The organism is Reyranella sp., assembly GCF_965279625.1.
In the GTDB taxonomy this organism is placed as follows: Bacteria; Pseudomonadota; Alphaproteobacteria; order Reyranellales; family Reyranellaceae; genus Reyranella.
This window is the reverse complement of record NZ_OZ257251.1, coordinates 4,172,545-4,197,684: the sequence shown is the minus strand read 5'-3', so window position 1 is coordinate 4,197,684 and position 25,140 is coordinate 4,172,545. Positions and strand designations below refer to the sequence as shown.

General features: G+C 68.7%; 23 protein-coding genes. 11 read left to right on the top strand and 12 right to left on the bottom strand.

The features are described from left to right. The gene (locus ACQY78_RS20410) at positions 1-1,197 is read right to left on the bottom strand and encodes an FAD-dependent oxidoreductase (RefSeq protein WP_428678082.1); all 1,197 of its coding nucleotides are present in this window, start codon (positions 1,195-1,197) and stop codon (positions 1-3) included. Positions 1,198-1,225: 28 nt separating this feature from the next. Here ACQY78_RS20410 and queF point away from each other — a divergent pair, with 28 nt between their 5' ends. The 3 genes from queF to ACQY78_RS20395 are packed head-to-tail and all read left to right on the top strand — an operon-like array spanning position 1,226 to position 3,722. Further along, positions 1,226-1,684, top strand: a complete 459-nt coding sequence (gene queF / locus ACQY78_RS20405; RefSeq protein WP_428678080.1) for a preQ(1) synthase — start codon at positions 1,226-1,228, stop codon at positions 1,682-1,684. After that, a complete protein-coding gene (queG, locus tag ACQY78_RS20400) occupies positions 1,684-2,871 on the top strand; it encodes a tRNA epoxyqueuosine(34) reductase QueG (RefSeq protein ID WP_428678078.1) in 1,188 nt (395 codons plus the stop codon). The genes queF and queG overlap by 1 nt, the downstream gene beginning before the upstream one ends. Continuing rightward, positions 2,868-3,722 carry a class I SAM-dependent methyltransferase gene (locus ACQY78_RS20395; RefSeq protein WP_428678076.1) on the top strand — a complete coding sequence of 285 codons (855 nt, stop codon included), beginning with the start codon at positions 2,868-2,870 and terminating at the stop codon, positions 3,720-3,722. Before queG ends, ACQY78_RS20395 begins: the two co-directional genes overlap by 4 nt. 94 nt (positions 3,723-3,816) lie before the next feature. Here the strand turns inward: ACQY78_RS20395 and ACQY78_RS20390 are convergent, their stop codons facing one another. Next, positions 3,817-4,248 (bottom strand): nucleoside deaminase, encoded by a 432-nt coding sequence (locus ACQY78_RS20390; RefSeq protein WP_428686448.1) that lies wholly within the window; start codon positions 4,246-4,248, stop codon positions 3,817-3,819. A gap of 76 nt (positions 4,249-4,324) precedes the next feature. Between ACQY78_RS20390 and ACQY78_RS20385 the strand changes: the two genes are divergently transcribed. Genes ACQY78_RS20385 through ACQY78_RS20365 form a run of 5 tightly spaced genes read left to right on the top strand, consistent with a single transcriptional unit; the run spans position 4,325 to position 8,465 of the window. Continuing rightward, on the top strand, positions 4,325-5,041 hold the full coding sequence (locus ACQY78_RS20385) for a gamma-glutamyl-gamma-aminobutyrate hydrolase family protein (protein ID WP_428678074.1): 717 nt from the start codon (positions 4,325-4,327) through the stop codon (positions 5,039-5,041). Next, entirely contained in the window at positions 5,038-5,847 is an 810-nt protein-coding gene (locus tag ACQY78_RS20380; protein WP_428678072.1) for a pseudouridine synthase, read from the top strand. Before ACQY78_RS20385 ends, ACQY78_RS20380 begins: the two co-directional genes overlap by 4 nt. Further along, a complete protein-coding gene (gene rsmD, locus ACQY78_RS20375) occupies positions 5,847-6,425 on the top strand; it encodes a 16S rRNA (guanine(966)-N(2))-methyltransferase RsmD (protein ID WP_428678070.1) in 579 nt (192 codons plus the stop codon). The genes ACQY78_RS20380 and rsmD overlap by 1 nt, the downstream gene beginning before the upstream one ends. Continuing rightward, a complete protein-coding gene (locus tag ACQY78_RS20370) occupies positions 6,422-7,033 on the top strand; it encodes a histidine phosphatase family protein (protein WP_428678068.1) in 612 nt (203 codons plus the stop codon). Before rsmD ends, ACQY78_RS20370 begins: the two co-directional genes overlap by 4 nt. Positions 7,034-7,064: 31 nt before the next feature. Continuing rightward, complete coding sequence (locus ACQY78_RS20365; RefSeq protein WP_428678066.1) at positions 7,065-8,465, top strand: MATE family efflux transporter; 1,401 nt, start codon at positions 7,065-7,067, stop codon at positions 8,463-8,465. On the opposite strand, the gene ACQY78_RS20360 is transcribed toward ACQY78_RS20365, so the two are convergent. After that, positions 8,462-9,412, bottom strand: coding sequence for a LysR family transcriptional regulator (locus tag ACQY78_RS20360; RefSeq protein ID WP_428678064.1), 951 nt, complete (start codon positions 9,410-9,412; stop codon positions 8,462-8,464). The genes ACQY78_RS20365 and ACQY78_RS20360 overlap by 4 nt on opposite strands. Positions 9,413-9,541: 129 nt before the next feature. On the opposite strand from ACQY78_RS20360, the gene ACQY78_RS20355 reads away from it, so the two are divergent. From ACQY78_RS20355 to ACQY78_RS20345, 3 genes are all read left to right on the top strand, one after another. Next, entirely contained in the window at positions 9,542-10,507 is a 966-nt protein-coding gene (locus ACQY78_RS20355; RefSeq protein WP_428678062.1) for a Bug family tripartite tricarboxylate transporter substrate binding protein, read from the top strand. A gap of 76 nt (positions 10,508-10,583) precedes the next feature. Continuing rightward, complete coding sequence (locus ACQY78_RS20350; protein ID WP_428686447.1) at positions 10,584-12,221, top strand: thiamine pyrophosphate-binding protein; 1,638 nt, start codon at positions 10,584-10,586, stop codon at positions 12,219-12,221. A gap of 10 nt (positions 12,222-12,231) precedes the next feature. After that, on the top strand, positions 12,232-14,364 hold the full coding sequence (locus tag ACQY78_RS20345) for an acetate--CoA ligase family protein (protein ID WP_428678060.1): 2,133 nt from the start codon (positions 12,232-12,234) through the stop codon (positions 14,362-14,364). A 10-nt stretch (positions 14,365-14,374) separates the two neighbouring features. Here ACQY78_RS20345 and ACQY78_RS20340 read toward each other — a convergent pair whose 3' ends face one another. The 9 genes from ACQY78_RS20340 to ileS all read right to left on the bottom strand — a co-directional run bounded on the left by ACQY78_RS20340 (position 14,375) and on the right by ileS (position 25,093). Continuing rightward, entirely contained in the window at positions 14,375-14,830 is a 456-nt protein-coding gene (locus ACQY78_RS20340; protein WP_428678058.1) for an N-acetyltransferase family protein, read from the bottom strand. A gap of 12 nt (positions 14,831-14,842) precedes the next feature. After that, complete coding sequence (locus ACQY78_RS20335; protein ID WP_428678056.1) at positions 14,843-15,316, bottom strand: hypothetical protein; 474 nt, start codon at positions 15,314-15,316, stop codon at positions 14,843-14,845. After that, positions 15,313-17,136: a DNA mismatch repair endonuclease MutL gene (mutL, locus tag ACQY78_RS20330; RefSeq protein WP_428678054.1), complete on the bottom strand. Its 1,824-nt coding sequence runs from the start codon at positions 17,134-17,136 to the stop codon at positions 15,313-15,315. The genes ACQY78_RS20335 and mutL overlap by 4 nt, the downstream gene beginning before the upstream one ends. 12 nt (positions 17,137-17,148) lie before the next feature. Beyond that, the gene (locus ACQY78_RS20325; RefSeq protein ID WP_428678052.1) at positions 17,149-18,471 is read right to left on the bottom strand and encodes a glucose-6-phosphate isomerase; all 1,323 of its coding nucleotides are present in this window, start codon (positions 18,469-18,471) and stop codon (positions 17,149-17,151) included. A gap of 16 nt (positions 18,472-18,487) precedes the next feature. Beyond that, positions 18,488-19,813: a M16 family metallopeptidase gene (locus tag ACQY78_RS20320; RefSeq protein ID WP_428678050.1), complete on the bottom strand. Its 1,326-nt coding sequence runs from the start codon at positions 19,811-19,813 to the stop codon at positions 18,488-18,490. Next, complete coding sequence (locus tag ACQY78_RS20315; protein WP_428678048.1) at positions 19,810-21,057, bottom strand: M16 family metallopeptidase; 1,248 nt, start codon at positions 21,055-21,057, stop codon at positions 19,810-19,812. The genes ACQY78_RS20320 and ACQY78_RS20315 overlap by 4 nt, the downstream gene beginning before the upstream one ends. Positions 21,058-21,185: 128 nt before the next feature. Beyond that, complete coding sequence (locus tag ACQY78_RS20310; protein ID WP_428678046.1) at positions 21,186-21,770, bottom strand: DUF3035 domain-containing protein; 585 nt, start codon at positions 21,768-21,770, stop codon at positions 21,186-21,188. Between the two features lie 45 nt (positions 21,771-21,815). After that, a complete protein-coding gene (gene lspA, locus ACQY78_RS20305; protein WP_428678044.1) occupies positions 21,816-22,298 on the bottom strand; it encodes a signal peptidase II in 483 nt (160 codons plus the stop codon). Beyond that, the gene (gene ileS, locus ACQY78_RS20300; RefSeq protein ID WP_428678042.1) at positions 22,295-25,093 is read right to left on the bottom strand and encodes an isoleucine--tRNA ligase; all 2,799 of its coding nucleotides are present in this window, start codon (positions 25,091-25,093) and stop codon (positions 22,295-22,297) included. The genes lspA and ileS overlap by 4 nt, the downstream gene beginning before the upstream one ends. Positions 25,094-25,140: the final 47 nt, after the last annotated feature.

Genomic DNA, 25,140 nt, shown 5'->3' with positions numbered 1-25,140 from the left:
TCAGTCGCCCTGCGCGATGTCGAGCAGCGCCTGCCAGTCGACCAGCTTCACCCTCGGCCGTCCCTGGGCGGTGCCGGCCGCGACCTCGGCCTTGTCGATGCGGCGCCAGCCCTCGGCGTCGACGCAGAGCGGCAGGATGTCGGGGCCGCTCTTGGGATCGCGGTCCTCGAGGAAGTCGATCACTTCCTTGGCCACGGCATGGCTGTCGGCGCGATTGGTCGGGATGGTGCCGCTGGGACCGCGGCGCGCCCAGCCGACCGGGAAGACGCTCTCGGCCTGCGGGAAGGGCTCGCCGGTATAGCCGATGCAGGTGACGACCAGGTCGGCGGCGAGGCGTTCGGTGGTCTGGCTGGTCGAGAGTTCGATCTCTCCGGGGCGGATCGCCGTTGGCACGGCATGGAAACGGAAATGCACCGTCACCGGCTTCTCGGCCGGCGTCTGCGCGGCGAAGCGCTTCAGTGTCTCGATGTTCTTGGCCTTGCGCAGCCGCTCCGGCGTCGGATCGGCGGCCGGCGCCTCGGCGGTCAGCACGCTGGCATCGGCGACCGAGACGGCGCGCGCCAGCCGGCCCATCTCGGCCAGCTCGTTGGTGGTGAAGGAGGCCTCCCCGGCGCCACGGCGGCCGATCACGTGGATGTCGGCGATCGGCGCCGCCGCGATCGCAGCCGCCGCCTCGGGGACGATGTCGGACTTGGTCATCTCGTCCGGGGTCTTGGCCAGCAGCCGCGCCACGTCGAGCGCGACGTTGCCGTTGCCGATCACCGCCACGGATTTCACGCCCGAGAGATCGGGACCGCCGCGGAAGTCGGGATGGCCGTTCAGCCAGGCGACGAAGCGCCACGAGCCCCAGACATGCGGTAGATCCTCGCCGGGAATGCCCAGCTTGCGATCGACCACCATGCCGGTGGCGACCACGACCGCGTCATAGGACTGGATGACCTCGTCCCAGGTCAGGTCGCGGCCGATCTCGATGTTGCCCGCGAAGCGCAGGTCGGGCTGGGCGAGCAGCCGGTCGAATTGGCGGACCACGGCTTTGGTGCCCTGGTGGTCGGGCGCGACACCCGCCCGCACCAGGCCGAACGGCGTCGGCAGGCGGTCGATTATGTCGATGCGAAGGTCGGGACGGCCGCGCAGCAGTCCGTCCGCGGCATAGAAGCCGGACGGGCCGGCGCCGACGATGGCAACCCTGTGAGTCATGGCGGCCCGCTTAGCATATGATGGGGGCATGGCTAAATACGCAAAACTCCGTCAGCTCGGGCAGGCCACCGCCCTGCCCGCCTCCCCCGCCGAAGCCGTCCTCGAGACGGTGCCCAACCCGCATCCGGGCACGCTCTATCTCGCGCGCTTCACGCAGCCGGAATTCACCTCGCTCTGCCCGGTGACCGGCCAGCCCGATTTCGCGCATCTCGTGATCGACTATGTGCCGCGCGCCAAGCTGGTCGAGAGCAAGTCGCTGAAGCTCTATCTCAACAGCTTCCGCAACGAGGCCGCCTTCCACGAGGATTGCACCGTGGGCATCGGCAAGCGGCTGGTGAAGGCGCTGGCACCGCGCTGGCTGCGCATCGCGGGCTACTGGTATCCGCGCGGCGGCATGCCGATCGACGTGTTCTGGCAGACCGCCGCGCCGCCCAAGGGCCTGTGGCTTCCCGAGACCGGCGTGGCGCCCTATCGCGGCCGGGGTTGATGGCCAAGCTGCCGCCCCGTCCGAAGCGGCCCCCGAAGCCGGCGACGCCGCGCGAGCTGCGCGATGCGATCGCCGCCAAGGCGCTGGAGCTGGGCTTCGACGCCGTGGCCTTCGCGCCGGCGCAGCTCTCGCCCGAGTCGCGGCAGCTGCGCATGGAGCGGATGTCCGAGTTCCTGGCGCGCGGCTTCCAGGGCGACATGGGATGGCTGGTCGACCGCGCCGAGCAGCGCATCGATCCGTCGACCCTGTGGCCCGAGGCGCGCACGGTTGTCTCCGTTGCGCTCAATTACGGGCCGGCCGGTGACCCGCGCTTCACCCTCGAGGAGCGCGAGCGCGGCGCGGTGTCCGTCTATGCGCAGGGCCGCGACTATCACGACGTGATGAAGAGCCGGTTGAAGCAGCTCGGCCGCTTCATCTGGGACACCTATCACGAGAGTCTGAAGGTCTTCGTCGACACCGCGCCGCTGATGGAGAAGCTTGCCGCGCAGCAGGCGGGCCATGGCTGGCAGGGCAAGCACACCAACCTCGTGTCGCGCCGCTTCGGCTCCTGGCTGTTCCTGGGCGAACTGCTGCTGTCGATCGAACTGCCGCCCGACGAGCCGGAGACCGATCACTGCGGCCAGTGCCGCGCCTGCCTCGATTCCTGCCCGACCAATGCGTTCCCCGCGCCCTATCAGCTCGATGCGCGGCGCTGCATCTCCTATCTCACCATCGAACATGCCGGCCCGATCGATCGCGAATTCCGGACGGCGCTGGGCAACCGCATCTATGGCTGCGACGACTGTCTCGCCGCCTGCCCGTGGAACAAGTTTGCCCGTGAATCGCGCGAAGCTGCCTTCACGCCGCGCGCCGAGCTGCAGGCACCGCTGCTGGCCGAACTCGCGGGCCTCGACGACGCCACGTTCCGCACGCGCTTCTCGGGCACGGCGGTGAAGCGCATCGGCCGCGACCGCTTCCTGCGCAACGTCGCCTATGCGCTGGGCAACAGCGATGCGCCCACCACGGCCCTGCCCGCGGTCGAGCGGCTGCTGACGGATGCCTCGCCCCTGGTGCGCGGCGCCGCGGTTTGGGCCCTGTCGCAGCTCGCGCCGGCCGAGGTTGCGCGGCGCGGGCAAACGACCGATGACTGCGATGCCGGTGTCCGCGCCGAATGGGCGGAGGCGCTCCGGCAGGGAGCGAAACAATGACCTTCAAGAGACGGGCGATGATCGCGGGCGCGGCCCTGCTTCTCGCCACCGGCCCGGCCACGGCGCAGCAGCCCAATTCGTCGGCGCGCATCGCCGAGATCCTGGCCAGCCCCGACCGCAGCGCCGCCGATCGCACCAACGACCAGCGCCGCAAGCCCGCGGAGATGCTGGGCTTCATCGCCATCGTGCCGGGCATCACCGCGCTCGATCTCAGTGCGGGCGGCGGCTACACGACGGAACTGCTCGCCCGCTCGATCGGGCCGGGCGGCGCCGTCTACGGCCAGAGCCGGCCGCCGCGCGACCCGAGCCAGCCGGCGCCGCGTCCGGCCGCGCCGGAAGGCAATGCCAACCCGACCGCCGCGCCCGTGGCCGCACCGGCGACACCGCCCGCCCCGCCGCGCCCCTCGCCCGTCGCGCTGGCCGATCGCAGCGAGAAGATGAAGGCGGCCGGCGTCGCCGCCGCGCCGATCACGGCGCTGTCCCGCCCCTTCGAAGATCCGGTGCTGGCCGACGGCCGCCTCGACCTCGTGACCCTGATGTTCAACTATCACGACCTGGGTTTCCTGGGCGTCGACCGCGCGAAGATGAACGCGGCGGCCTTCAAGGCGCTGAAGTCCGGCGGCTTCTATGTCATCGCCGACCATGCGGGCCGCCCGGGGACGGGCATCTCCGAGTCCGGTACCCTGCACCGCATTGAGGAGGGCTTCCTGCGCAAGGAAGTCGAGGCCGCCGGCTTCAAGTTCGTCGCCGAGGGCACCTTCCTGCGCAATCCCAACGACCCGCGCGACAAGAACACGCCCGACCCGCCGCAGCCCAAGGACGAGTTCGTCCTGAAGTTCGTGAAGCCCTAGTCATTGGAGCGCGCCACTCCAGTGGCGCTCAAGATCCATGATTGCGCCACTGGAGTGGCGCGCTCCATTGCGATTTTCGTACGTCGAACGCACGCTAGCGCCGCTCTTTGAAGAACGAGCGCAGCAGCTCGCCCGCGTCGCGTTCGCCGACGCCCGGATAGAGCTCGGGGCGGTGGTGGCAGGTCGGCTGGTCGAAGATGCGCGGGCCCTGCTCGATGCCGCCGCCCTTGGGATCGGCGGCACCCCAGTAGACCCGCCGCAAGCGCGCGAAGGAAATCGCCTGGGCGCACATGGGACACGGTTCCAGCGTCACGTAGAGGTCGCACCCGACCAGGCGCGGCGACCCGAGCACGGTCGCGGCAGCGCGGATCGCCAGCAATTCGGCATGGGCGGTCGGGTCCTTCAGCTCCTCGGTGCGGTTGCCGGCCTCGGCCAACACAGCGCCGTCAGGGCCTAAGATCACGCAGCCGATCGGCACCTCGCCGCGCGCGCCGGCCGCGCGGGCGGCGGCGAGGGCTCTGTCCATGGGCGTCGACTTGGCGGGTTCGGGCATCGCGGCCCCACTATAGCGCGCGGCGGCGCGCGCGCGTATCTTGGCGCACATGCCCCGTCCCCTGATCGGAGTCACCCTGGATGCTGAAAAGCCAGGCGGATACTCCAAGTTTCCCTGGTATGCGCTGCGCCAGAACTACCTCGACGCGATCGACGCGGCGGGTGGTCTGGCCATTGCGCTGCCGCACGAGCCCGACCGGGTCGCCGACTATCTGGAGCGCATCGACGCGCTGGTGGTGACCGGCGGCGCCTTCGACGTCGACCCGTCCTACTACGGCGGCGGCGCGAAGCATTCGACGGTGGTCACCAAGGACCGCCGCACCGCCTTCGAGTTCGGCGTGACCAAGGGCGCACTCGCCCAGAACAAGCCCGTGCTGGGCATCTGCGGCGGCCAGCAGCTGCTGCACGTCGTGCTGGGCGGCAAGCTGATCCAGCACATTCCCGACGCCATCGAAGATGCGCTGGCGCACGAGCAGCCCAACCCGCGCGACGAGCCCGGCCACGTCGTGAAGGTGGCCAGGGGCACGCAGCTCCACGGCATCGTCGGCGCCGAGGAGCTGCAGGTGAATAGCGCCCATCACCAGGCCGCCGCCGATTCGCCGCAAGGTATCGTGGTGAACGCCACGGCGCCGGACGGCGTGATCGAGGGCATCGAGGCCCCCGCCTACCGTTTCTGCATTGGCGTGCAGTGGCATCCTGAATTCTTGATCTCCGAAGGCGACGCGAAATTGTTCCGCGCCTTCCTGGGAGCGGCGGGCACAAAGTGAACGAACAACCTGTCAAGGAAGGCGAGCGCATCGCCAAGCGCCTGGCGCGCGCGGGCCTGTGCTCGCGCCGCGATGCCGAACGCTGGATCGAGGAAGGCCGGGTCAAGGTCGACGGCAAGGTACTGGAGACGCCGGCCTGCGTCGTCACCGACAAGAGCGTCATCGAGGTCGACGGCAAGCCGTTGCCCACCGCCGACCGGGCGCGCATGTGGCGCTATCACAAGCCGCCGAGCGAGATGGTGACGGCCCGCGATCCCGAGGGACGCCGCACCATCTTCGACTCGCTGCCCAAGGGCATGCCGAGGGTCGTCACGATCGGCCGCCTCGACTACTTCTCGGAAGGGCTGCTGCTGCTGACCAACGATGGCGGGCTGGCGCGCCAGCTCGAACTGCCGGCCAATGGCTGGACGCGCCGCTATCGCGCCCGCGTGCATGGCGCCGTCGACGAGGCGAAGCTCGCGGAACTGGCCAACGGCATCACCATCGAGGGCGTGCGCTACGGTCCCATCCAGGCGAGCCTCGACCGCCAGCAGCGCTCCAATGCCTGGATCGACATCGCGCTGGCCGAGGGCAAGAACCGCGAAGTCCGCCGCGTGCTGGCCCATCTCGACCTGCCGGTGGTGCGCCTGATCCGCGTGGCCTTCGGGCCGTTCCATCTCGGCGAGGTCGAACGCGGCCATGTCGACGAGATCCCGCCGCAGGCGCTCGAGAACCTGCTGGGCGTGAAGCGTCCGCCGCGCAAGGAAGGCTGGGCCAAGCCCAAACCGAAGCCCGCGCCGCCCCACGCCAAGCGCCGGAGGCACTGATGATCCGTATCATCGGCGGCAAGCATCGCGGCCGCATGCTCGAAACACCGGTTGGCGAGGCCACGCGCCCCACCTCCAACCGCGCGCGCGAGGCGCTGTTCAACATCCTGATGCATGCGAACTGGCGCGAGGACGAGGACGGCGGCACCTCGCCGCTGATCGACGCGCGCGTGCTCGATGCCTATGCCGGTTCCGGCGCGCTGGGCCTCGAGGCCCTGTCGCGCGGCGCGGCCCACGTTACCTTCCTCGACAAGGATGCCGCCGCGATCAAGTCGATCGGCGATAACCTGCGCAAGCTCGGCGAGACCGGCGCGGCCAAGGTCGTGCGCGCCGATGCGACGCGACCGCCGCCCGCACGCGAGCCGTGCGACCTCGTCTTCCTCGATCCGCCCTATCGTTCGGGCGAGGCGGTGGCGGCGATCACGGCGCTGGCCAACGCCGGCTGGATGGCACCGGGCGCGGTCGTCACCGTCGAACTGGCGTACAACGAGGATATCGCACCGCCTCACGGCTTCGAGGCGATCGACGAGCGCCGCTACGGCGCGGCGAAGATCGTGATCCTCAAACGGACGGCATGAAGCTCACCGCGCCTCTCTACATGCTGCGGCACGGCGAGACCGCCTGGAACACCGAACGCCGCATGCAGGGCAGCAAGAACTCCGACCTGACCGCGCGTGGCCGAGTCCAGGCGCTGGCGATGGGCCGCACGCTCCGGCGCGAACTCGAGCGCGCGCCCAGCCCGACGATCTTCCTGCGCAGTCCGCTGGGGCGCACGCGCGAGACCTCGGAGATCATCGGCCAGGAGCTGGGGCTTTCCGCCGCCGACTGGCACGAGGATATCAGGCTGGCGGAACTCTCCTACGGCACGTGGGAAGGCTTCTCGTGGGCCGAGATCGAGATCGATCATCCAACGGCACTCGCCGACTGGCGCGCCGATCCGCACGGCTACTGCCCGCCGGGCGGCGAGACCCATGCCGATCTTCGCCTGCGCTGCGAGACCATGCTGGCGGAGATCGCCGCTGCCGATACGCGCACCGTCGTGGTGAGCCACGGCGTCAGCGGCGCGGTGATGCGCGGGCTTCATCTCGGGCTGGATGCCCGCGCCATGTTCGTGCTGGAGAAGCCGCAGGACGCCTTCTTCCGCCTCCTCGACGGCAGCGAGCACCGGATCACCTGCGACCTGTGATCGTAACAGGGTGCCGGCTATAAGCGCCGGCATGAAAGAGGAAGCGCAGACCGCGGCGGCGGGCCGGATGACGTGGGCGGAGGAAGCCCGCGCGACGCTCGGGCTCGCCTGGCCGCTCATCCTGACCAATGTCGCACAGACCCTGATGACCGCGACCGACGTGGTAATGATGGGCTGGCTCGGCCCCGATGCGCTGGCCGCCGGCGCGCTGGGCGCCAACCTCTATTTCGCGACCATGATCTTCGGCCTCGGCCTCACGACGGCGACCGCGCCGATGATCGCGCGCGAACTCGGGCGCAAGCGCCATTCGGTGCGCGACGTGCGCCGCACGGTGCGTCAGGGCATGTGGATGGCGGCCGGCGCGACGGTGCCGATCTGGATCGTGCTGTGGCAGAGCGAGGCGATCCTGCTGGCGATGGGACAGGAGCCCGCGCTCGCCAAGGCCGCGGCCCAGTATGTGCGCGCCCTGCAATGGTCGCTCCTGCCGTTCTTCCTCTTCCTCGTGCTGCGCTCGTTCGTCTCGGCGCTGGAGCGGCCCCTGTGGGCGCTCGCCGCGGGCGTGGTCGGCGTGATCGTCAATGCCGCGGCAGCATGGTGCCTGATCTTCGGCCATCTCGGCTTTCCCAAGCTCGGGCTGGTCGGCGCCGGCTATGCGACCACCTTCGCCGACACGCTGATGTTCGTGCTGCTCGCGGCCGTCATCCTCACCGACCGCAAGTTCCGTCGCTATCACCTGTTCGGCCGCTTCTGGCGTGCCGACTGGCCGCGATTCCGCGAGCTGTGGCATCTCGGCCTGCCGATCGGCGCGACCCTGGTGTTCGAGGTCGCCGTCTTCAACGGCGCCACGTTCCTGATGGGCCTGATCGGCGCCGAGGCGCTGGCGGCCCACTCGATCGCCATGCAGCTGGCCTCGCTCTCCTTCATGGTGCCGCTCGGGCTCGCCCAGGCCGCGACCGTGCGGGTCGGCCGCGCCTTCGGCGCGCATGACAAGGAGGGCATCCGACGCGCCGGCTGGACGGCGTACGCGATGGGCGTCGGCTTCATGGCGCTGACGGCGCTGGCGATGGTCCTCGTCCCACGCACCCTCGTCGGGCTTTTCCTCGATCTCGACACGCCGGCCAATCTGCCCGTGATCGACCTGGCAGTGAGCTTCCTGATGGTCGCCGCGCTCTTCCAGGTGGCGGATGGCGGCCAGGCGGTGGCGGCCGGCATGCTGCGCGGCCTGCACGATACGCGCGTGCCCATGGTCTACGCCGGCATCGGCTACTGGGGCATCGGACTGCTGCTGGGCGTGGCGCTTGCCTTCCAGGGCGGGCTGGCCGGCTTCGGCCTGTGGATCGGCCTCGCCACCGGCCTCACCGTCGTGGCGATCCTGCTGCTCGTCCGCTGGCTCAGGCGCGAGCGGTTGGGGCTGATGGCGCCGGGCCGTTAACCTCTGCGGGGGCGCGGCCGCGCCTTCTCCGCGGCGGCGAACCTGGAGAAGTGCGCCCGGATGACCTCCTGAAAACCCAGCGCCGCCTCCGACATGGGTCGCCCCTTCAGCCGCATCAGCGCCAGCGTGCCATGAAATTCCCGCGGGTCGATGGGTAGCGAGCGCAGCAAGGGATCGTTGGGCAGCGACGTGTTCACGAGAATGGTCACGCCCATCTTGCGGCGGACGAACTGGGCGAGCGCGCTGTAGGTATTGAGGGTGATCGTATAGTCGAGGCGGAAGCCTGCCTTTGCCGCCGCACCGTCCATGATCCGTCGCATGTTCGAAGCGGGCGGCATCGAGACCAGCGCTTCGCCGCGAAGATCGGAAAGGTGAAGCCGGTCGCGCGCGGCGAAGCGATGATCCTTGTGGAAGACCGCGTGATAGGTGGTCTTGCACAGCTCCTCGATCACCAGGTCGTCGTGCGGTTCGGTGGGCGCGCCGATGCCGAAATCGACATGCCCCGAGCGGACCAGACCGATCGAACTGTTCTGGATGCCCTCGTGGACGTTCACGACGACATTGGGCCGCGAGCGCTTGTACTTGATGATCAGCTCCGCGAGCATGTTGGTCGCGAAGGCCATCGGACAGGAGATGGCGAGATGGCCGCGCGCCTGTTGCTTGAGTTCGCGCAGGACGCCCGAACTGAGTTCGAGGTCGTGAAGGATGCGTTCCGCCAGCGGCACGAACTCCACGCCCGCACTCGTCAGAGTGACGTGCCGGGTCGTGCGTTCGAACAGCGAGGTTCCCAACTCCTCCTCCGCCGACCGGATCATGCGCGAGAGGCCGGGCTGCGACAGCTCCAGCTCGGCGGCGGCGGCGATGAAACTCGAATAGCGCGCGACCGCCGCCACGGCCCGCAGCTGCCGGACAGAGAGATTGGGGATCGGGGAAGGCGGACGCTTCATATGCTTCACAAACTTGTAAAATATATATGCGGAACTCGCATCAATTGCTCTTATCAGAAGCTTATTGATATGAGAAAGGCCCACTCCTAGCGTTGCCTTCGAATTCAGGACGGTTCGGAGGCACGGCGAATGGGCAAGGTACTCGGCGCCATCGGCACCTTTCTCATGGTGCTTCTGACGGGACTCGGAGCCGGGGCGCAGCCCTATCCCGACAAACCAATCAAGCTCGTGATCCCGTTCGCGCCCGGCGGCAGCGTCGACATCGTCGGCCGCATCCTGGCCCAGGCGCTGGGGGAGGAGCTGAAACAGTCGATCGTCGTCGAGAACCGCGCCGGGGCCGGCGGCAATATCGGCTTCGAAGCCGTCGCCCACGCCAAACCCGACGGCTACACGCTGCTGATGGCCAGCTCGAACCTGGCGGTGAATGTCAGCCTGTACCGCACCATCGGCTACGACCCGCTGAAGGACTTCGCGCCGGTTTCGCTGGTCGCGATCCAGCCCAACGTCCTGATGGTCCATCCCTCGCTGCCGGTGAAGACGGTTCCCGAACTGATCGCCTATGCCAAGGCCAACCCCGGCAAGCTGAATTTCGGCTCCTCCGGCATCGGCGCCTCCCAGCATCTCGCCGGCGAGCTGTTCAAGAGCCGCACCGGCGTCGACATGGTCCATGTTCCCTACAAGGGCGGCGGACCGGCCATGGCCGATCTGGTCGGCGGCCGCATCCAGCTGATGTTCGAGACCATCCCGAGCTCGATGTCCTATGTCCGGTCAGGCCAGCTTCGCGCCATCGCGGTGACGACCGAGGAGCGCTCCGCGCAATTGCCCGACGTGCCGACCGTGCAGGAAACCGTCACGGGCGTCATCTCACGTGGCTGGCTGGGCGTTGCCGCCCCCGCCGGCACGCCGCAGCCGATGGTCGACCGGCTGAATGGCGCGATCCACAAGGTGATCGCCCTTCCGGACGTGACGAAGAGGCTGACCGACCTCGGGCTCCAGGTGAAGGTTTCCACGCCTGCGCAGTTCTCGAGCTTCATCGCCAGCGAGGTGAAGGACTTTCACACGCTGATCACCGACGCGAAGATTCCCGTGGAATAGGACGCGCCGGACGTTTGCCCGGACGTTTGCATCGCCAAGAGACAGCAAGAAAAGCAGAGGTAACGCCGTGACTGTGATGGGCTATGAACTGCTGGCGCGCGCGCTCCAGCAGCAAGGTGTCGACACGTTCTTCTTCATCATGGGCGCGCCCATGTCGTCGGCCGAGAAGGCTGCGATCGATCTCGGCATCCGCGGGATCGACGTGCGCCACGAGCAGGCCGCGGCCATGATGGCCCATGCCTATGCGCGCCTGCGCAACCGCCCCGGCGTCTGCATGGCCTGCTCCGGCCCTGGCACGCTGAACTTCGGCACCGGCCTCGCCAACGCGCTGATGGATTGCGTGCCGGTGGTGGCGCTGGGCGGAGCGAGCCCGATCGGCGAGTTCGGCCGCGGCGCCTTCCAGGAATTCGATCAGCTCGCCGCGATGAAGCCGCTGACCAAGTGGGCCGACCGCATCCTCGAGGCGCGGCGCATCCCCGAGATGGTGAACCTCGCTTTCCGCCAGGCCCTCGCGGGCAAGCCGGGCCCGGTCTATCTCGATTGCCCCAGTGACGTACTCTACGCCGAGATCGACGAGGCAACGGTGGTGTGGCCGACCGAACCGGCCGAAGCCCTGCGCGCCCGGCCGGCGGGCGATCCCGCCGCGATCGAGAAGGCGCTGGACCTGCTGTCCAAGGCCGAACGGCCCGTCGCCATCTCAGGCAGTGGCGTGCTGTGGTCCGACGCGGCCGCGGCCCTGGCGCGCTGGGTCGAACAGACCGGCATGCCGCTCTACACCACGCCGCAGGGACGCGGCGTCGTGCCGGAGGACGGACCGCACACCTTCCCCAACGCCCGCTCGACGGCGCTGCGCGAGGCCGACGTGGTCCTCGTGGTCGGCACGCGGCTGAACTATGTGTTCGGTCACGGCCAGGCGCCGCGTTTCGCCAAGAATGCCCGGCTGATCCGCATCGACATCGACGCGGCCGAAATCGCCTCGACGTCGCAGGTCGAGATCGGGATCGTGGGCGATGCGCGCACCGTTCTGGAGCAGATGACCGCGGCGGCCGGCGAGCGCGTAGCGGCCAAGCGCTACGGTGCCTGGCGGGAGCGGCTCGCAGCCATCGAGACCGACAAGGCGGCCAAGTTCGAGGCGCAGATCTCGACCGACCAGACGCCGATCCATCCGTTGCGCCTGTGCAAGGAGATCCGAGATTTCCTGCCGCGCGACGCGATCCTTTCGGTCGACGGGCAGGAGATCCTGAACTTCGGACGCCAGACGATTCCCACCCACGTCTTCGGGCATCGCCTCAACTCCGGCACCTTCGGCACGATGGGCGTGGGCCTGCCGTTCGGGCTGGGCGCCAAGGCCGCCAAGCCGGACGCCTTCGTGATGGTGCTGCATGGCGACGGATCGTTTGGGCTGAATGGCATGGAACTCGACACCGCTGTCCGCCACAAGCTGCCGGTGCTGGTCGTCATCAGCCTCAATGGCGGCTGGACGGCCGATCCCAAGCGCATGAAACCCGGCCGCGACCTCGGCTACACGCGCTTCCACGAGCTGGCGGAATCGCTGGGCTGCGTCGGCGAATATGTCGAGAAGCCCGAGGATATCCGCCCCGCTCTCGAGCGCGCGGCGGCCGCGGTCAAGGCCGGCCGGACGGCGCTCGTGAACGTGCGCACCGATGCCGATGCCCAGGCGCAGACCGTGCGCTTCACCAAGACCATGACCTGAGCCAGAGACCATGACCTCCTCGATGGACTTCCTGAAGCCGCGCTCGGTCGCGGTCATCGGCGCCTCGCGCGATCCCGTGAAGCGCGGACACCGCGCAATCAAGACCCTGCTGGGCGACGGCTACAAGGGCCGCATCCTGCCGATCAATCCCAAGGAAAGCGAAATCCTGGGCCTCGCCTGCTACCCCGACCTGGCTTCCGCGCCGGGCGAGATCGATCTCGCGCTGGTCTGCACGCCGGCCGCCGCCCTGCCCGACGTGATCCGCCTGTGCGGCGAGCGCGGCGTGCGCGCGGCCCTGGTGCTGGCCGGTGGCTTCAGCGAAGCCGGGCCGGACGGCGCGGCGCTCGAAGCCCGCAGCATGGAGGCCGCCCGCGAAGGTACCGTGCGCGTGATCGGTCCGAACACCGCCGGCATCTTCGACGCCTATACCGGCTGCAACCTGGTCGGCTGGCCCGGCGTCTATGCCGGCAAGCTGGGCGCGCTCTGCCAGTCGGGCAACGTCGCCATCGCCTTGCTGGCGCAGAGCCACAAGAACGGCCATGCCGGCTTCACCACCTTCGTGGGCGTCGGCAACGAGGGCGATATCCGCTTCCACGAATATCTCCGCTTCTACGGCGACGATCCCAACACCGGCGCGGTCATCGTCTATGTCGAGGGCTTCAAGGACGGCCCGGCCTTCCTCGAAGCTTTGCGCGACGTCTCCGCGCGCAAGCCGGTCGTCCTCTACAAGGCCGGCCGCACCGATAAGGGCGAGGGCGCGGCACGCTCGCATTCCGGCTCGCTGGCCGGCAACTACGCCGTCGCGCGCGCGGCGCTGCGCCAGGCCGGCGCCATCCTAGTCGAACGCTCCGACGAGATGTTCGCGGTCGCCGACATGGTCTCGCGCACCGCCGGCCGGCCGACCCGCCGCGTCGCCATCCTGTCGGAAGGCGGCGGCCCGATCTCGCAGGCCGTCGATGCACTGGCCGAGCGCGGCCTCGACCTGCCCGTCCTGTCCGCCGAAACCGAGGCGCGCCTCAAGAAGATCACGCCCAACGCCACGCAGCTCAACAACCCGGTCGATGCAGGGGGCGGCACCGATCCGCATCCGCGCTACATGCCGGCCTGCGGCGAGGCCATCCTGGCCGATCCCGCCGTCGATGCGCTGCTGATCGTGGGCTATTTCGGTGGCTATCAGGTTCGCTACGGCACACCGCTCGCCGAGGCCGAGAACGAGGCCGCCGTCAAGCTCGCGGCCTTCGCCAAAGAGGCCGGCAAGCCGGTGATCGTGCAGTGCCACTATGCCGAGTTCCAGACCGAGGCGATCGACATCCTGCGCGCCGCCGACATCACGGTCGTGCGCTCGATCGAGATCGCCGCGGCGTGCCTCGCCGGCGCCGAGGAATTCCATCGCATCGCCATCGCAGCCCGCGAGACGAAGCCGGCCACGGCCGCGCCGCACGCCAGCCAAGCATCGGCCCGGCTGGTGGCCGCCGCCCGCGTCGAGGGCCGCCAGAGCCTGCTCGAGCCGGAAGCGCTCGAACTGCTGGCGTCCGAGGGAATCACGGTGCCGCCCTTCGCCCTGCTGCGCGCAACCGATGACGTGAAGACCTTGCCGGCCGCGCTCGCCGCGGCGCCGGTGGCGCTGAAGATCGTGTCGAAGGACATCCTGCACAAATCCGACGTCGGCGGCGTGAAGCTCGGCATCGCCGGCACGGCGGAGATCGAGGCCCAGAGCGCGGCGCTCCGCGCCCATATCGGCAAGACCGTGCCGTCCGCCGACATTGCCGGCGTACTCGTCGCGCCGATGGCCGCCAAGGGCGTCGAAGTGATCATCGGCGTGACCAGCGACCCGCAATTCGGACGGGTGCTGATGTTCGGCATGGGCGGCGTCTTCGTCGAAGTGCTGAAGGACGTGGTCTTCCGCACCCTGCCGGTCGACCGGCGCGAGGCCGGCCTGATGCTGGAAGAGATCCGCGGCAAGGCCCTGCTCGACGGCGTCCGCGGCAGCGCCCCGGTCGATCGCGAGAAGCTCGTCTCCCTGCTCCTCGACGTGTCGCGCCTGGCGCTGGCGCATCCGGAGATCAGCGAGATCGATCTCAACCCGGTGATCGTGAACGCCGACGGCTACACCATCGTCGACGCGCGCATGCTTCTGGGCTGAGACTCCAGCCTCACGGCAGATCCACGTCGTAGCGAACGTAGTCCGTCAGCTTGGCCACCCGGTCGTAGAGGCGGCGCGCGGCTTCGTTGTCGGTCTCGGTGTGCCAATAGAGCCGTCGCCAGCCAAGCGCACGGCCGCGATCGACGAGTGCTTCGATGAGCCGGCGCCCGACCCCGGTGCCGCGCGCGGCGGGTTCGACCCATAGGTCCTCGAGATAGCAGACCGTGCGGCTGGTGAACGTGTGGGGGTGCACCACGTAGTGCGCAAAGCCGAGCAGGTCCCGATCGTCCGCTGCGGCAGAGACCAGCGCACAGACGGGATGGTCGGGATGCAGGACCCGGCGCCACAACTCGTCGACCTCGGCTTCGCCCATCGTTGCGCCGTGGTAAGTGTAATTGGCAGCCCACATCCCGCCCCAGGCGGAGCGGTCGGCCGGCGCGGCGTCACGCACGATGATCGCGGGCATTCGATCGCGCCGCTAACGGGAGAGGCGCGCCGTCCGTCGGCAGCCGCCGTTCTCGGTGACGATCAGGCCGGAGGCGTCACCACGAGCGGTGAGCTGAATACGGCGGTGTTCGGGGCCCTTCACCGAGGCGAGGCTCAGGAGATTGAACGGCGCGCCCACCTTGGCCACGCCGTGGACCTGCCACAGGCCGGGGCCGGGCGGCGGCGGCGCCGACTTGTTGGGATTTGGCACCGGCCCGCGCGCCGTGGTGTCGTAGGCCGAGCCGTCGACGAAGCCCGATTCGATGGTGAGCAGGTAGTCGAGCGGCGCATTGCAGGAGCCGCCATCGCTGGTGCCGCGCCACGTGCCGTCGAGCGGCGAGGCCGGCGCGGGGGTCGGCGTCACACCGGGCGGCGGGGCAGTGGAAGGCGCCGGTGCACGCGTCTGGGCCGAGGCGCCCGAAGCGGCGGCACAGGCGATCAGGAGCAACGCGAGAAACTTCTTCATCGTCTTCCGAACAGCCGCTCGATGTCGGCCAGTTTGAGTTCGACATAGGTCGGGCGGCCATGATTGCACTGGCCGGAGTGCGGTGTCGCCTCCATCTGTCGCAGCAGTGCATTCATTTCCTCGACGGTCAGCCGCCGGCCGGCCCGCACCGAGGTGTGGCAGGCAAGCGTGCCGCAGACTTCCTCGACCTTCTCCTTGAGCGACAGGTGATCGCCCATCTCGGAAAGCTCGTCGGCCAGGTCGCGCACCAGTCCCTGAATGTCGAGTTCGCCCAGCACGGCCGGCGTCTCGCGCACCATGACGGCGCCCAGGCCAAACGGCTCCAGCACCAGGCCCATGTCGGCCAGCTCGGCGGCGCGTTGGGTGAGGCGGCGTGCGCCGTCCTCGCCGATCTCGACGACCTCCGGCAGCAGCAGCGCCTGCCGCTTCACGCCCTCGGCCTCGAGCTGGTTCTTCAGCCGCTCATGGACCAGCCTCTCGTGCGCGGCATGCTGGTCAACGATCACCACGCCCCGGTCGGTCTGGGCGACGATGTAGGTTTCGTGGAGCTGCGCGCGCGCCACGCCCAGCGGATAGTTGCCGGGCGCGATGTTCGCAGGCTGCTCCTCGACCCGCGCCGACAGTCCATCGAGCGGCGCCATGAACTGCATCGCCGCCTCCGCGAGGCCACGCGGCACCGACGAATAGCCGCCGCCGTACCCGCCACCACTTCCTCCGCCCATAGGCAAGGGCGTGGAGAAGCCCGTATGCGGGCGGAAGGCGCCGAGTGCGGCATCGGACACGGTCGTACTGGCGCGATGGCCCGCCGCCGACAGCGCCGTACGCAGCGCACCCACGATCATGCCGCGTACGATGCCGGCATCGCGGAAGCGGACCTCGGTCTTGGCCGGGTGGACGTTGACGTCGACCATCTCGGTCGGCGCTTCGAGGAACAGCGCCACCATGGGATGACGGTCGCGCGCCAGAAAATCCTGGTAGGCGCCGCGCACCGCGCCAGCCAGCAGCTTGTCGCGCACCGGGCGGCCGTTGACGAAGAGATACTGGTGCTGGCTGGTCGGCCGGTTGAGCGTCGGCAGGCCCGCGAAGCCGGTGAGCCGGAAGCCCTCGCGGTTGGCGTCGATCGCCACGGCATTTTCCGCGAACTCGCGGCCCATGATGGCGGCCAGCCGCTCCAGCCGCGCTGCATCGCCCGACAGCAGCGAGCCGTTGGCGGCGGCGAGGTCGATCAGCGCCCGCTCTTCGCTCTCCAGCCGGAAGGCGACCTCGGGATGGGCCATGGCCAGCCGGCGCATCGCATCGGCGACATGGCTCGATTCGGTACGCGATTCCTTCAGGAACTTGAGCCGCGCCGGCGTCGCGAAGAACAGCTCGCGGACTTCCACCCTCGTGCCCTGCGGATGCGCAGCCGGACGCGGCTCGCCCTTGGTGCCACCGTCGATCTCGAGACTCCAGGCCGTATCGGCACCGGCAGGCCGCGAGGTGATCGTGAAGCGGCTGACCGAGGCGATCGAGGGCAGCGCCTCGCCACGGAAGCCGAGCGTGCGGATATCGGTCAGGTCGTCATCCGGCAGCTTGGAGGTACAGTGCCGCTCGACCGCGAGCCGCAGCTCGTCGGCCGACATGCCGACACCGTCGTCGACCACCGAGAGGAATGTGCGACCGCCCTCCTTCAGGGTGACCGCGATGCGCCGCGCGCCGGCATCGAGCGCGTTCTCGACCAGCTCCTTCACGGCGCTGGCCGGACGCTCGACCACCTCGCCGGCGGCGATGCGGTTGACGAGCGTCGAAGGCAGACGACGAAGGGTACGGATGGCGCTCATGGCGCCGTCATTTTAGGGCCGATGGCCTGTGGAAGATACGCGGGCGGCGAGATACTGGCGGGTCAGGATCTTGCCCTCCTCGACCGCCGGCTGGTCGAAGGCGTCGACCCCCAGCAAATGGGCGGCAAACATCGTCTCCAGCATGTAGTGCATCATCAGCGCGCCCATCACCCTTTCGTCGAGTGTGGTGATGCGCATGACGCGCGTCGGCCGGCCGTTCTTGACGAGCGTCGCGGCGGTGGCTTCGGCTTCGGCCAGCAGAAGGTCGCCCAGAGAATGATTCTCTAGATAGGCCAGCGACTTGTCGCCGCCCAATGCGGCTGGCGCGATCGGCTTGCCCTTGCCGGCGGTGTCGAGGATCAGCACGGTGAACATCTTGTCCGCCGGGCCGCCGAGATAGAGCTGGAGCTGACTGTGCTGGTCGACGGTGCCCATGGCGCGCACCGGCGTGGTGCCGTGGCCGCCCTTGCCCAGGCTCTCGGCCCAGAGCTGGCGATACCAGAAGCCGAAATAGCCCAGCCGGTCGCAATAGGGCATCAGCACCGTGGTGCCGATGCCGCGTTCCTTGGCGAGCCCGATCGACAGCGCCGCGCCGACGGCCGGCGGCAGATCGCCGGCGTCGCTGGCCTCCAGGACCGGATCGAGCACGCTGGCCGCGCCCTCGCGCACCGCGCCGACGTCGAGGCCGGCGATCATGGCCGGCAGCAGGCCGACCAGCGACAGCACGGAGAAGCGCCCGCCCACCTTGGGATCGTGATCGAGGATCGGGCAGCCGATGCGCCCGGCCAGGCGGCTGAGCGCATTGTCGCTCGGCTCGGTGATGGCGATGACATGCTCGGCGAGCTTGTCCTTGCCCACCTTGGCCTCGAACTCCGGCAGCAGGGTCAGGAACTGGGTCAGCGTCTCGGCCGTGGTGCCGGACTTGGAAATCACGATCAGACCCGTGCGGGCGAGCGGCAGGCGAGCCGCCAGTTCGGTGAAGGTCGAGGGATCGACATTGTCCATGAACCACAGTTTCGGCCGCCCGTTCTGGGGCCCGAATCCCTGGTCCTTGAGGGCGACCAGCGTCTGGCCACCGAGGCTCGACCCGCCAGTGCCGAGCACGATCACATGCTCGAACTTCGCGAAGCGCTCGGCATGCGGCTTCAGCAGAGCAAGATCGTCGCGCGTGCCCGGCAGGCTGAGCAGCGGCAGCGTGCCGTCGGCCTTCCACTGCCGGAACTTGTCGAGCGCCTTGCTGGCGTTCGCGAGTTCGCGGTCGAGCGCGGCGCGATGCAATCCATGCTTGCCGACCTTGCTTTCGAGCGCGTCGTCGATCACGTGGCTGTAGAACATGGGGAAGCTGATCTCCTCAGGGTTCGGGCGTGACGCCGACCGGCTTGCCGACCACCACGGTGGTCAACGCGTCATCGCGCAGGAGGTGCCGCGCGACCTTGCGAACGTCGTCGAGCGTAACCGCGGCGATCAGTGCCGCGCGCCGCGTCAGGTGATCGGGCGACAGGCCGTCGATCTGCATGGAATGCAGCAGTCCCGCGATCGAGGCCGACGAATCGAGCGACAGGGCGAGCGCGCCGCTGAGATAGGTCTTGGCGTCAGACAGCTCGGCGTCGGTGACGCCGTCGTTGCGCATCCGTCCCATCTCGGCACGGATCACTTCGAGCGCCTCGGCGACGCGCTCGTTGGCGCTGCCCGTGGACATGAGCAGCAGCGAGGCGCGCTTGTAGGTGCGCAGCCCGCTCGACACGCTGTAGGCAAGGCCGCGCTTCTCGCGCACCTCGTTGAACAGTCGCGACTGCTGCCCGCCGCCACCCAGCACGTGGTTCATCACCAGCGCGGCGTACCAGGCGGGATCGTCGCGCGCGATGCCGGGCAGCGCCAGCAGCGCCGAGCTCTGCGGCACCGGCCGTTCGACGACGACGACACGCGGCTTGGTGGGCGGCACCCATTGCGGCGGCAGCGACGGCGGCGTGCCGGTGGGCAGGACACCGAACGAGCGGTCGAGCTGGCGCGCCAGTTCGGCCTCGCCGATGTCGCCGACCGCCGAGACGATCAGGCCGTTGCGCAACAGAAGCTCCGCCGCCCGCTTCTTCAGGAGGTCCGGCGTGGCGGCCGCCAGCCCTTCCGGCGTGCCGTCGGGATCGGCAGCGTAGGCATGTCCCGCGAACAGCGTTTCCATCAGCGTCCGGCCCGCCACCGAGCCCGGCCGCTGGGCCGCCTGGTTGATGCTCGCGATGGTCTGCGCGCGGCGCTGGGCCACCATGTCGGGGTCGAAGCGCGGCTGGGTGAGTGCCAGCCGCAGCAGCTCGAAGCCCTCGTCGCGATTGGCCGACAGAACACGCAGCGAGCCCGTCAACCGGTCGAGCGAGGCGTTGAACCCGAGCGACGCGGCGGCATCTTCCTGGCGCTGGCGGAAGGCCTGCGCCTCCATCGATCCGGCGCCGTCGGTCAGCAGGCCCGCCATGAGATCGGTGATGCCGGCCTGCCCGGCCGGATCGGTGGCGGTGCCGCCCGAGAACGAAAAGGAGAGCGACACGACGGGCGTGCTCTTGTCCTCCACCAGCCAGGCCTTGATGCCGAGCGGTGTCGTGATCTCCCGGATCTCGATCGCGCCCGCGGCGGCGGGCAGGACGACCAACAGGCCGGCGAGCGCGGCCGCAAGCATGCGCAATTGCTTCATCCGCCCCTCGCGGCCGGGGTCAGCAGCGCCGTGACGGCGCCGTCGTCGCGCCAGACATGCCGGGCGGCCGCCAGCACCTCGTCCGGCGTGACGGCGGAGATGCGCTGCGGCCAGGCATCGACGTCGGCCACCGTGCCGCCGGTGCTGAGCGCCGAGGCGTAGATGCGCGGACCGCTCGCCAGCGAGTCCTGAGAATAGATGGCGGCGGCCAGCAGCTGATTCTGCGCGCGCACGACTTCCTCGGTGGTGACGCCGCCGTCGAGCAGCTTCTTCATTTCGGCGGTCACCGCCTCCTCGACGTCCTCCATGCTGCGCGACTTCGCGGGATGCACACCGATGTCGAACGAGGTGAGGCCGAGGCTCGAGGGGCCGTAGGACGCCCAGGCCGACAGGCCGATCCTGCGTTCCTCCACCAGGACGCGCGACAGGCGGCTGGTCTCGCTGCCGCCGAACAGGCGGGCCAGCACCTGGAGCGCATAGGCGTATTTCGTCTCGCCGACACGGTAGGACGGCCCCAGCCACAGGCGCGACCAGCGCGGCTCCGCGACGCGCGCATCGGCGCGGACCACCTTCTGCGGCAGGTCGGTGCCGCCCTGCGAGGGACGCAGACGCGGCCCGATCTCGCGGCGGGCGATCGGCCCGTAATATCTCTCGCCGAGTTCACGCACCCGTTCGGTCGTGATGTCGCCGGCCACGATCAGGATCGCGTTGTTGGGCGCATAGTGGCGACGATAGAAGCTCGCGAGGTCGTCGACGCTGAGGCTCCGGATGTCGTCGGGATAGCCGATCACCGGCATGGCATAGGGCTTGTGAAGGCCGAAGAGCTGCTCGCGCACCGCCTCGTCGAGCAGCGATGCCGGGACGTTGTCGGTGCGCATGCGGCGTTCCTCGAGGATGACCTGCCGCTCGGGCACGATCTCGCGCTCGGTGAGATGCACGTTGGTCATGCGGTCGGCTTCCATGCGCATCACCAGCTCGAGCTGCTCGGCCGCGATGGTCTGGTGGTAGCCCGTGGAGTCGAAGGTCGTGTAGGCGTTGTCGCGCCCGCCGTTGCGCGAGACGATGCGCGAAAATTCGCCGGCCGGCACCTGGTCGGTGCCCTTGAACATCATGTGCTCGAGAAAATGCGCGGCGCCGGTATGGCCGAACGTCTCGTCGGCGCTGCCGACCTTGTAGACGACGACCTGGGTCACGATCGGCGCGCGCCTCGACGGCAGCACGATGACCTCTAGGCCGTTGGCCAAGGTGAAGGTCTCGGCGTTGCGCTTCTCGACGGCAAACAGCTTCGCGAGCGCCGGACCGGACGGCGAGACGGCCGCACCCGCCAGGAGGCCGCCGAGCAGAGCGCGGCGGCCGGGGAGCGGAACGGAACTCAGAAGATGCCTTCGAGCAGGCCGCGCTTGCGACGGGTGATCGTCGGCGTCGGGCCGGCGGCCGGCTGACCGGCAGCCTGGGCATCCTGGATGCGCTGCTGCTCCTTGGCCGGATCGACCAGTACGCCCGCTGGCGGCGAGCTCTGCCAGAAGATCAGGCCATCGATGAACGACTTGTCGCTCTCGGCCAGGGTCTTGGTGTCGGTGTTGACCTGGCCCCTGATGTTGGGGTCGATGCCGCCTTTGCCGGCGCGAGCGACCAGCGACTGCTCGGCGCTGCTGCCCGAGCGCGGCGCATCGGGTCCGGCATTGACGCGGGCCTGGGTGCGACCGGCGAGCGCCGGCGACAGCGCTTCCTTGGCCTGATCGGCAGGCGTGACTTCCTGCGGACGGGGCTCGCCCGGCCGCGGCGGCCGCAGCTCGGCATTCGGAGGCATCGTCAGCGGCGAATGCGAGACGATCTTGAACTCGTCGGGCGACACTTTCTTGTTGCCGCCGAGATTCTCGAAGGCGCTGCAGCCGCCCAACGCGAGGGTGCCGCAGGCCAGAAGTGCCAATGGAATCGGGAGCAGAGTCGGTTTCATCGTCCGTCCTTGGTAGTAGGCTTTTGTCCGCCGATCATGGCCGCTTCAGGGCGACGGTTTCTTTTCGCCCAGCAGCGAGTCGATGAGCATGAGCCCCACACCGACGACGATTGCCGCATCGGCGACATTGAATGCCGGCCAGTGCCAATGTCCAATGTGGAAATCGGCGAAATCGAACACCGCCCCCCAACGGGCACGGTCGATAACATTGCCGATGGCTCCCCCCATGACAAGGCCGATGCCCCATCCGGTGAGGGGGCGGTCGGTTCGTCGCAGCCACAGGAATAGTCCGACGCAGACGGCGATCGCCACGCCCGAGAGTACCCAGGGCGGCAACGCCTGGTCACCGCCCAGCAGACCGAAGCTGACACCACGATTCCAGACGATGACCAGCCGGAAGAACCCGTCGATCACTGTCACGATGGCGCCGGCCTTGACCAGAAAGGACAGCAGGAGCTGCTTGGAGACCTGATCGGCCACCAGGGTGACGACGAGCAGGGCCATCGCCTGGCGGTCGATCCGTCTCATGCAGACACCGCCTCCTCGCAACGCAGGCAGAGCAGCGGATGGGCCGGCGACTTGCCGACCTCCTCCAGCACCTGCCAGCACCGCGCGCACTTGGTGCCTTCGGCAAGTGTCGGCACCACGGCGACACCGGGCACGTCGGGCAGCGTGAAGGCACCGGCCGGCCCTTCGCCCGACACCAGGCTGCCGCCCGAGGTGATGCAGTAATCCCGCAGATCGAGCCCCTCGAAAGCCTTCAAATATTCCGGCGTGGCATAGACCACCGGTGCGGCCTGGAGGCTCGACCCGATGCGCTTCTCGGCGCGCTCGAGTTCGAGGGCACCGGTCACGACGCGGCGCAGCGCCCGCACGGTCTTCCACTTCTCGCCGAGTGCGGCATCGAGCCAGGCCGAGGGGATGATGGGATAGAGACGCAGGTGAACGCTCTCGGCCTTGCCGTCCGGCATGTCGCCCGGCCGCGCGAGCCAGGCCTCCTCGGCCGTGAAGCAGGTGATCGGCGCCAGCCAGGCCGTCAGGAACGAGAACACCTCGGCCATCACGGTGCGCGCCGCGCGGCGGCGAGGCGTGTCGGCGGCATCGCAGTAGATCGAGTCCTTGCGGATGTCGAAGTAGAAGGCCGAAAGATCGACGGCGCAGAAATTGTGCAGCTCCGTCGCAATCGTATGGAAGTCGTAATCGTCGACCGCGCGGCGCATCACCGCGTCCAGCTCGGCCAGGCGATGCAGCACCCAGCGCTCCAGCTCGGGCATCTCGGCGAAAGCCATCGTCTCGTCGGACGAGTAGCTTTCGAGACTGCCCAACAGATAGCGCAGCGTGTTGCGCAGGCGGCGATAGGCCTCGGCCTGGTGCTTCAGGATCTCCGGCCCGATGCGCTGGTCCTCGGTATAGTCGGTGCCGACCACCCACAGACGCAGGATGTCGGCGCCGTACTGGTCGCAGACCGTCTGGGGCGCCGTGATGTTGCCCAGCGACTTCGACATCTTGCGGCCCTGCTCGTCGAGCGTGAAGCCGTGCGTCAGCACGCCGTCATAGGGCGCGCGACCGCGCGTGCCGCAGCTCTCCAGCAGCGAGGAATGGAACCAGCCGCGATGCTGGTCGGAGCCTTCGAGATAGAGGTCGGCCGGCCATTTCAGCCGCTCGTTGCCTTCGAGCGTGAAGGCGTGCGTGCAGCCGGAGTCGAACCAGACGTCGAGGATGTCGGTCACCTGTTCGAATTCGGCGGCGTCGTACTTGTCGCCGAGGAAGCGCTCGGGCGGGCTCTCGAACCAGGCGTCCGCGCCCTCGGCACGGAAGGCTTCGACGATGCGGGCCATCACCTGCGCGTCGCGCAGCGGCTCGCCGGTCTTCTTGTCGACGAACACTGCGATCGGCACGCCCCAGGCGCGCTGGCGCGAGACGTTCCAGTCGGGACGGGTCTCGATCATTGAGCGCAGGCGGTTGTAGCCGGCGCGCGGCACGAAGCGCGTCACGTCGATTGCCGCCAGCGCCTTCTCGCGCAAGGTGCCGCCGATCTCGGGGATCGGCCTGTCCATGGCGATGAACCATTGCGGCGCGTTGCGGAAGATGACCGGCGCCTTGGAGCGCCAGGAATGCGGATAGGAATGCGTGATGCGCCCCGAGGCCAGCAGCTTGCCCGCCTCGTCGAGCAGCGCGATGGCGGTGCGGTTGGCGTCGCCCTTCTTGCCGTCCTGCGTGTAGACGCGCTTGCCGGTGAACAGCGGGACGTGCGGATAGTAGGTGCCGTCCTCGGCAACCGTGTCCGGCACCTCGACACCGTTGGCGACGCCCAGCTCGTAGTCGTCGGCACCATGACCCGGCGCGATATGCACGAAGCCAGTACCGGCATCGGCGGTCACGAACCCGCCCGGCAGCAGGCGCACGTCGAACTCGTAGCCCTGGCCGCGGAACGGATGGGCGGCGAGCAGCCCCTCGAGATCCTCGGCCGAAACCTCGGCCACGATCGTCGGCGTGAACTTCGCTTCCGCGGCGACCGCGTCGACCAGGTCACGCGCCAGCACCAGCCGCTCGCCGACCTTGGCCTTGCTGCCCTCGGCGACGGCAGCGACCTCGACCAGCGCGTAGGCGATGTCCTCGCCGTAGGCCAGCGCACGATTGCCCGGCATGGTCCAGGGCGTGGTCGTCCAGATCACGATCGAGGCGCCGTCGAGCTTGCCACCCTTCGACTGCACGACCGGGAAGCGCACATGGATCGTGTCCGACGTGTGGTCGTGATACTCGATCTCGGCCTCGGCCAGGGCAGTCTTCTCGACCACCGACCAGAGCACCGCCTTCGAGCCTTTGTAGAGGCCGCCGTTCAGCAGAAACTTCCCGAGTTCCTGGACGATGACGGCCTCGGACTCGTACTTCATCGTCGAGTAATAATTGTCCCAGTCACCGTCGACGCCGAGGCGCTTGAACTCCTCGCGCTGCACGGTGATCCAGTGATCGGCGAAGGCCCGGCACTCGCGCCGGAACTCGACGATCGGAACCTGGTCCTTGTCCTGCTTCTTGGCGCGATACTGCTCCTCGATCTTCCATTCGATCGGGAGACCGTGGCAGTCCCAGCCCGGCACGTAGTGGCTGTCCTTGCCCATCATCTGCTGGGTGCGACTGACGAGATCCTTCAGGATCTTGTTGAGCGCATGGCCGATATGGAGGTGACCGTTGGCATAGGGAGGCCCGTCGTGGAGCACGAACTTCGGGCGGCCCCGGCTCTCGCTGCGAATCCGTTCCCAGAGATTCATCTCCGCCCATCGCTTCAGGAGCTCCGGCTCCTTCTTGGGCAGGCCGCCGCGCATGGGAAAGTCGGTCTTGGGTAGGAAAACGCTGGATTTATAGTCAGTTG

Bases quoted from the DNA above. Each gene is read 5' to 3' on its own strand.
- ACQY78_RS20410 (WP_428678082.1), bottom strand. From the start codon at position 1,197: ATGACTCACAGGGTTGCCATCGTCGGCGCCGGCCCGTCCGGCTTCTAT.
- queF (WP_428678080.1), top strand. From the start codon at position 1,226: ATGGCTAAATACGCAAAACTCCGTCAGCTCGGGCAGGCCACCGCCCTG.
- queG (WP_428678078.1), top strand. From the start codon at position 1,684: ATGGCCAAGCTGCCGCCCCGTCCGAAGCGGCCCCCGAAGCCGGCGACG.
- ACQY78_RS20395 (WP_428678076.1), top strand. From the start codon at position 2,868: ATGACCTTCAAGAGACGGGCGATGATCGCGGGCGCGGCCCTGCTTCTC.
- ACQY78_RS20390 (WP_428686448.1), bottom strand. From the start codon at position 4,248: ATGGACAGAGCCCTCGCCGCCGCCCGCGCGGCCGGCGCGCGCGGCGAG.
- ACQY78_RS20385 (WP_428678074.1), top strand. From the start codon at position 4,325: ATGCCCCGTCCCCTGATCGGAGTCACCCTGGATGCTGAAAAGCCAGGC.
- rsmD (WP_428678070.1), top strand. From the start codon at position 5,847: ATGATCCGTATCATCGGCGGCAAGCATCGCGGCCGCATGCTCGAAACA.
- ACQY78_RS20370 (WP_428678068.1), top strand. From the start codon at position 6,422: ATGAAGCTCACCGCGCCTCTCTACATGCTGCGGCACGGCGAGACCGCC.
- ACQY78_RS20365 (WP_428678066.1), top strand. From the start codon at position 7,065: ATGAAAGAGGAAGCGCAGACCGCGGCGGCGGGCCGGATGACGTGGGCG.
- ACQY78_RS20360 (WP_428678064.1), bottom strand. From the start codon at position 9,412: ATGAAGCGTCCGCCTTCCCCGATCCCCAATCTCTCTGTCCGGCAGCTG.
- ACQY78_RS20355 (WP_428678062.1), top strand. From the start codon at position 9,542: ATGGGCAAGGTACTCGGCGCCATCGGCACCTTTCTCATGGTGCTTCTG.
- ACQY78_RS20350 (WP_428686447.1), top strand. From the start codon at position 10,584: ATGGGCTATGAACTGCTGGCGCGCGCGCTCCAGCAGCAAGGTGTCGAC.
- ACQY78_RS20345 (WP_428678060.1), top strand. From the start codon at position 12,232: ATGACCTCCTCGATGGACTTCCTGAAGCCGCGCTCGGTCGCGGTCATC.
- ACQY78_RS20340 (WP_428678058.1), bottom strand. From the start codon at position 14,830: ATGCCCGCGATCATCGTGCGTGACGCCGCGCCGGCCGACCGCTCCGCC.
- ACQY78_RS20335 (WP_428678056.1), bottom strand. From the start codon at position 15,316: ATGAAGAAGTTTCTCGCGTTGCTCCTGATCGCCTGTGCCGCCGCTTCG.
- mutL (WP_428678054.1), bottom strand. From the start codon at position 17,136: ATGAGCGCCATCCGTACCCTTCGTCGTCTGCCTTCGACGCTCGTCAAC.
- ACQY78_RS20325 (WP_428678052.1), bottom strand. From the start codon at position 18,471: ATGTTCTACAGCCACGTGATCGACGACGCGCTCGAAAGCAAGGTCGGC.
- ACQY78_RS20320 (WP_428678050.1), bottom strand. From the start codon at position 19,813: ATGAAGCAATTGCGCATGCTTGCGGCCGCGCTCGCCGGCCTGTTGGTC.
- ACQY78_RS20310 (WP_428678046.1), bottom strand. From the start codon at position 21,770: ATGAAACCGACTCTGCTCCCGATTCCATTGGCACTTCTGGCCTGCGGC.
- lspA (WP_428678044.1), bottom strand. From the start codon at position 22,298: ATGAGACGGATCGACCGCCAGGCGATGGCCCTGCTCGTCGTCACCCTG.
- ileS (WP_428678042.1), bottom strand. From the start codon at position 25,093: ATGCGCGGCGGCCTGCCCAAGAAGGAGCCGGAGCTCCTGAAGCGATGG.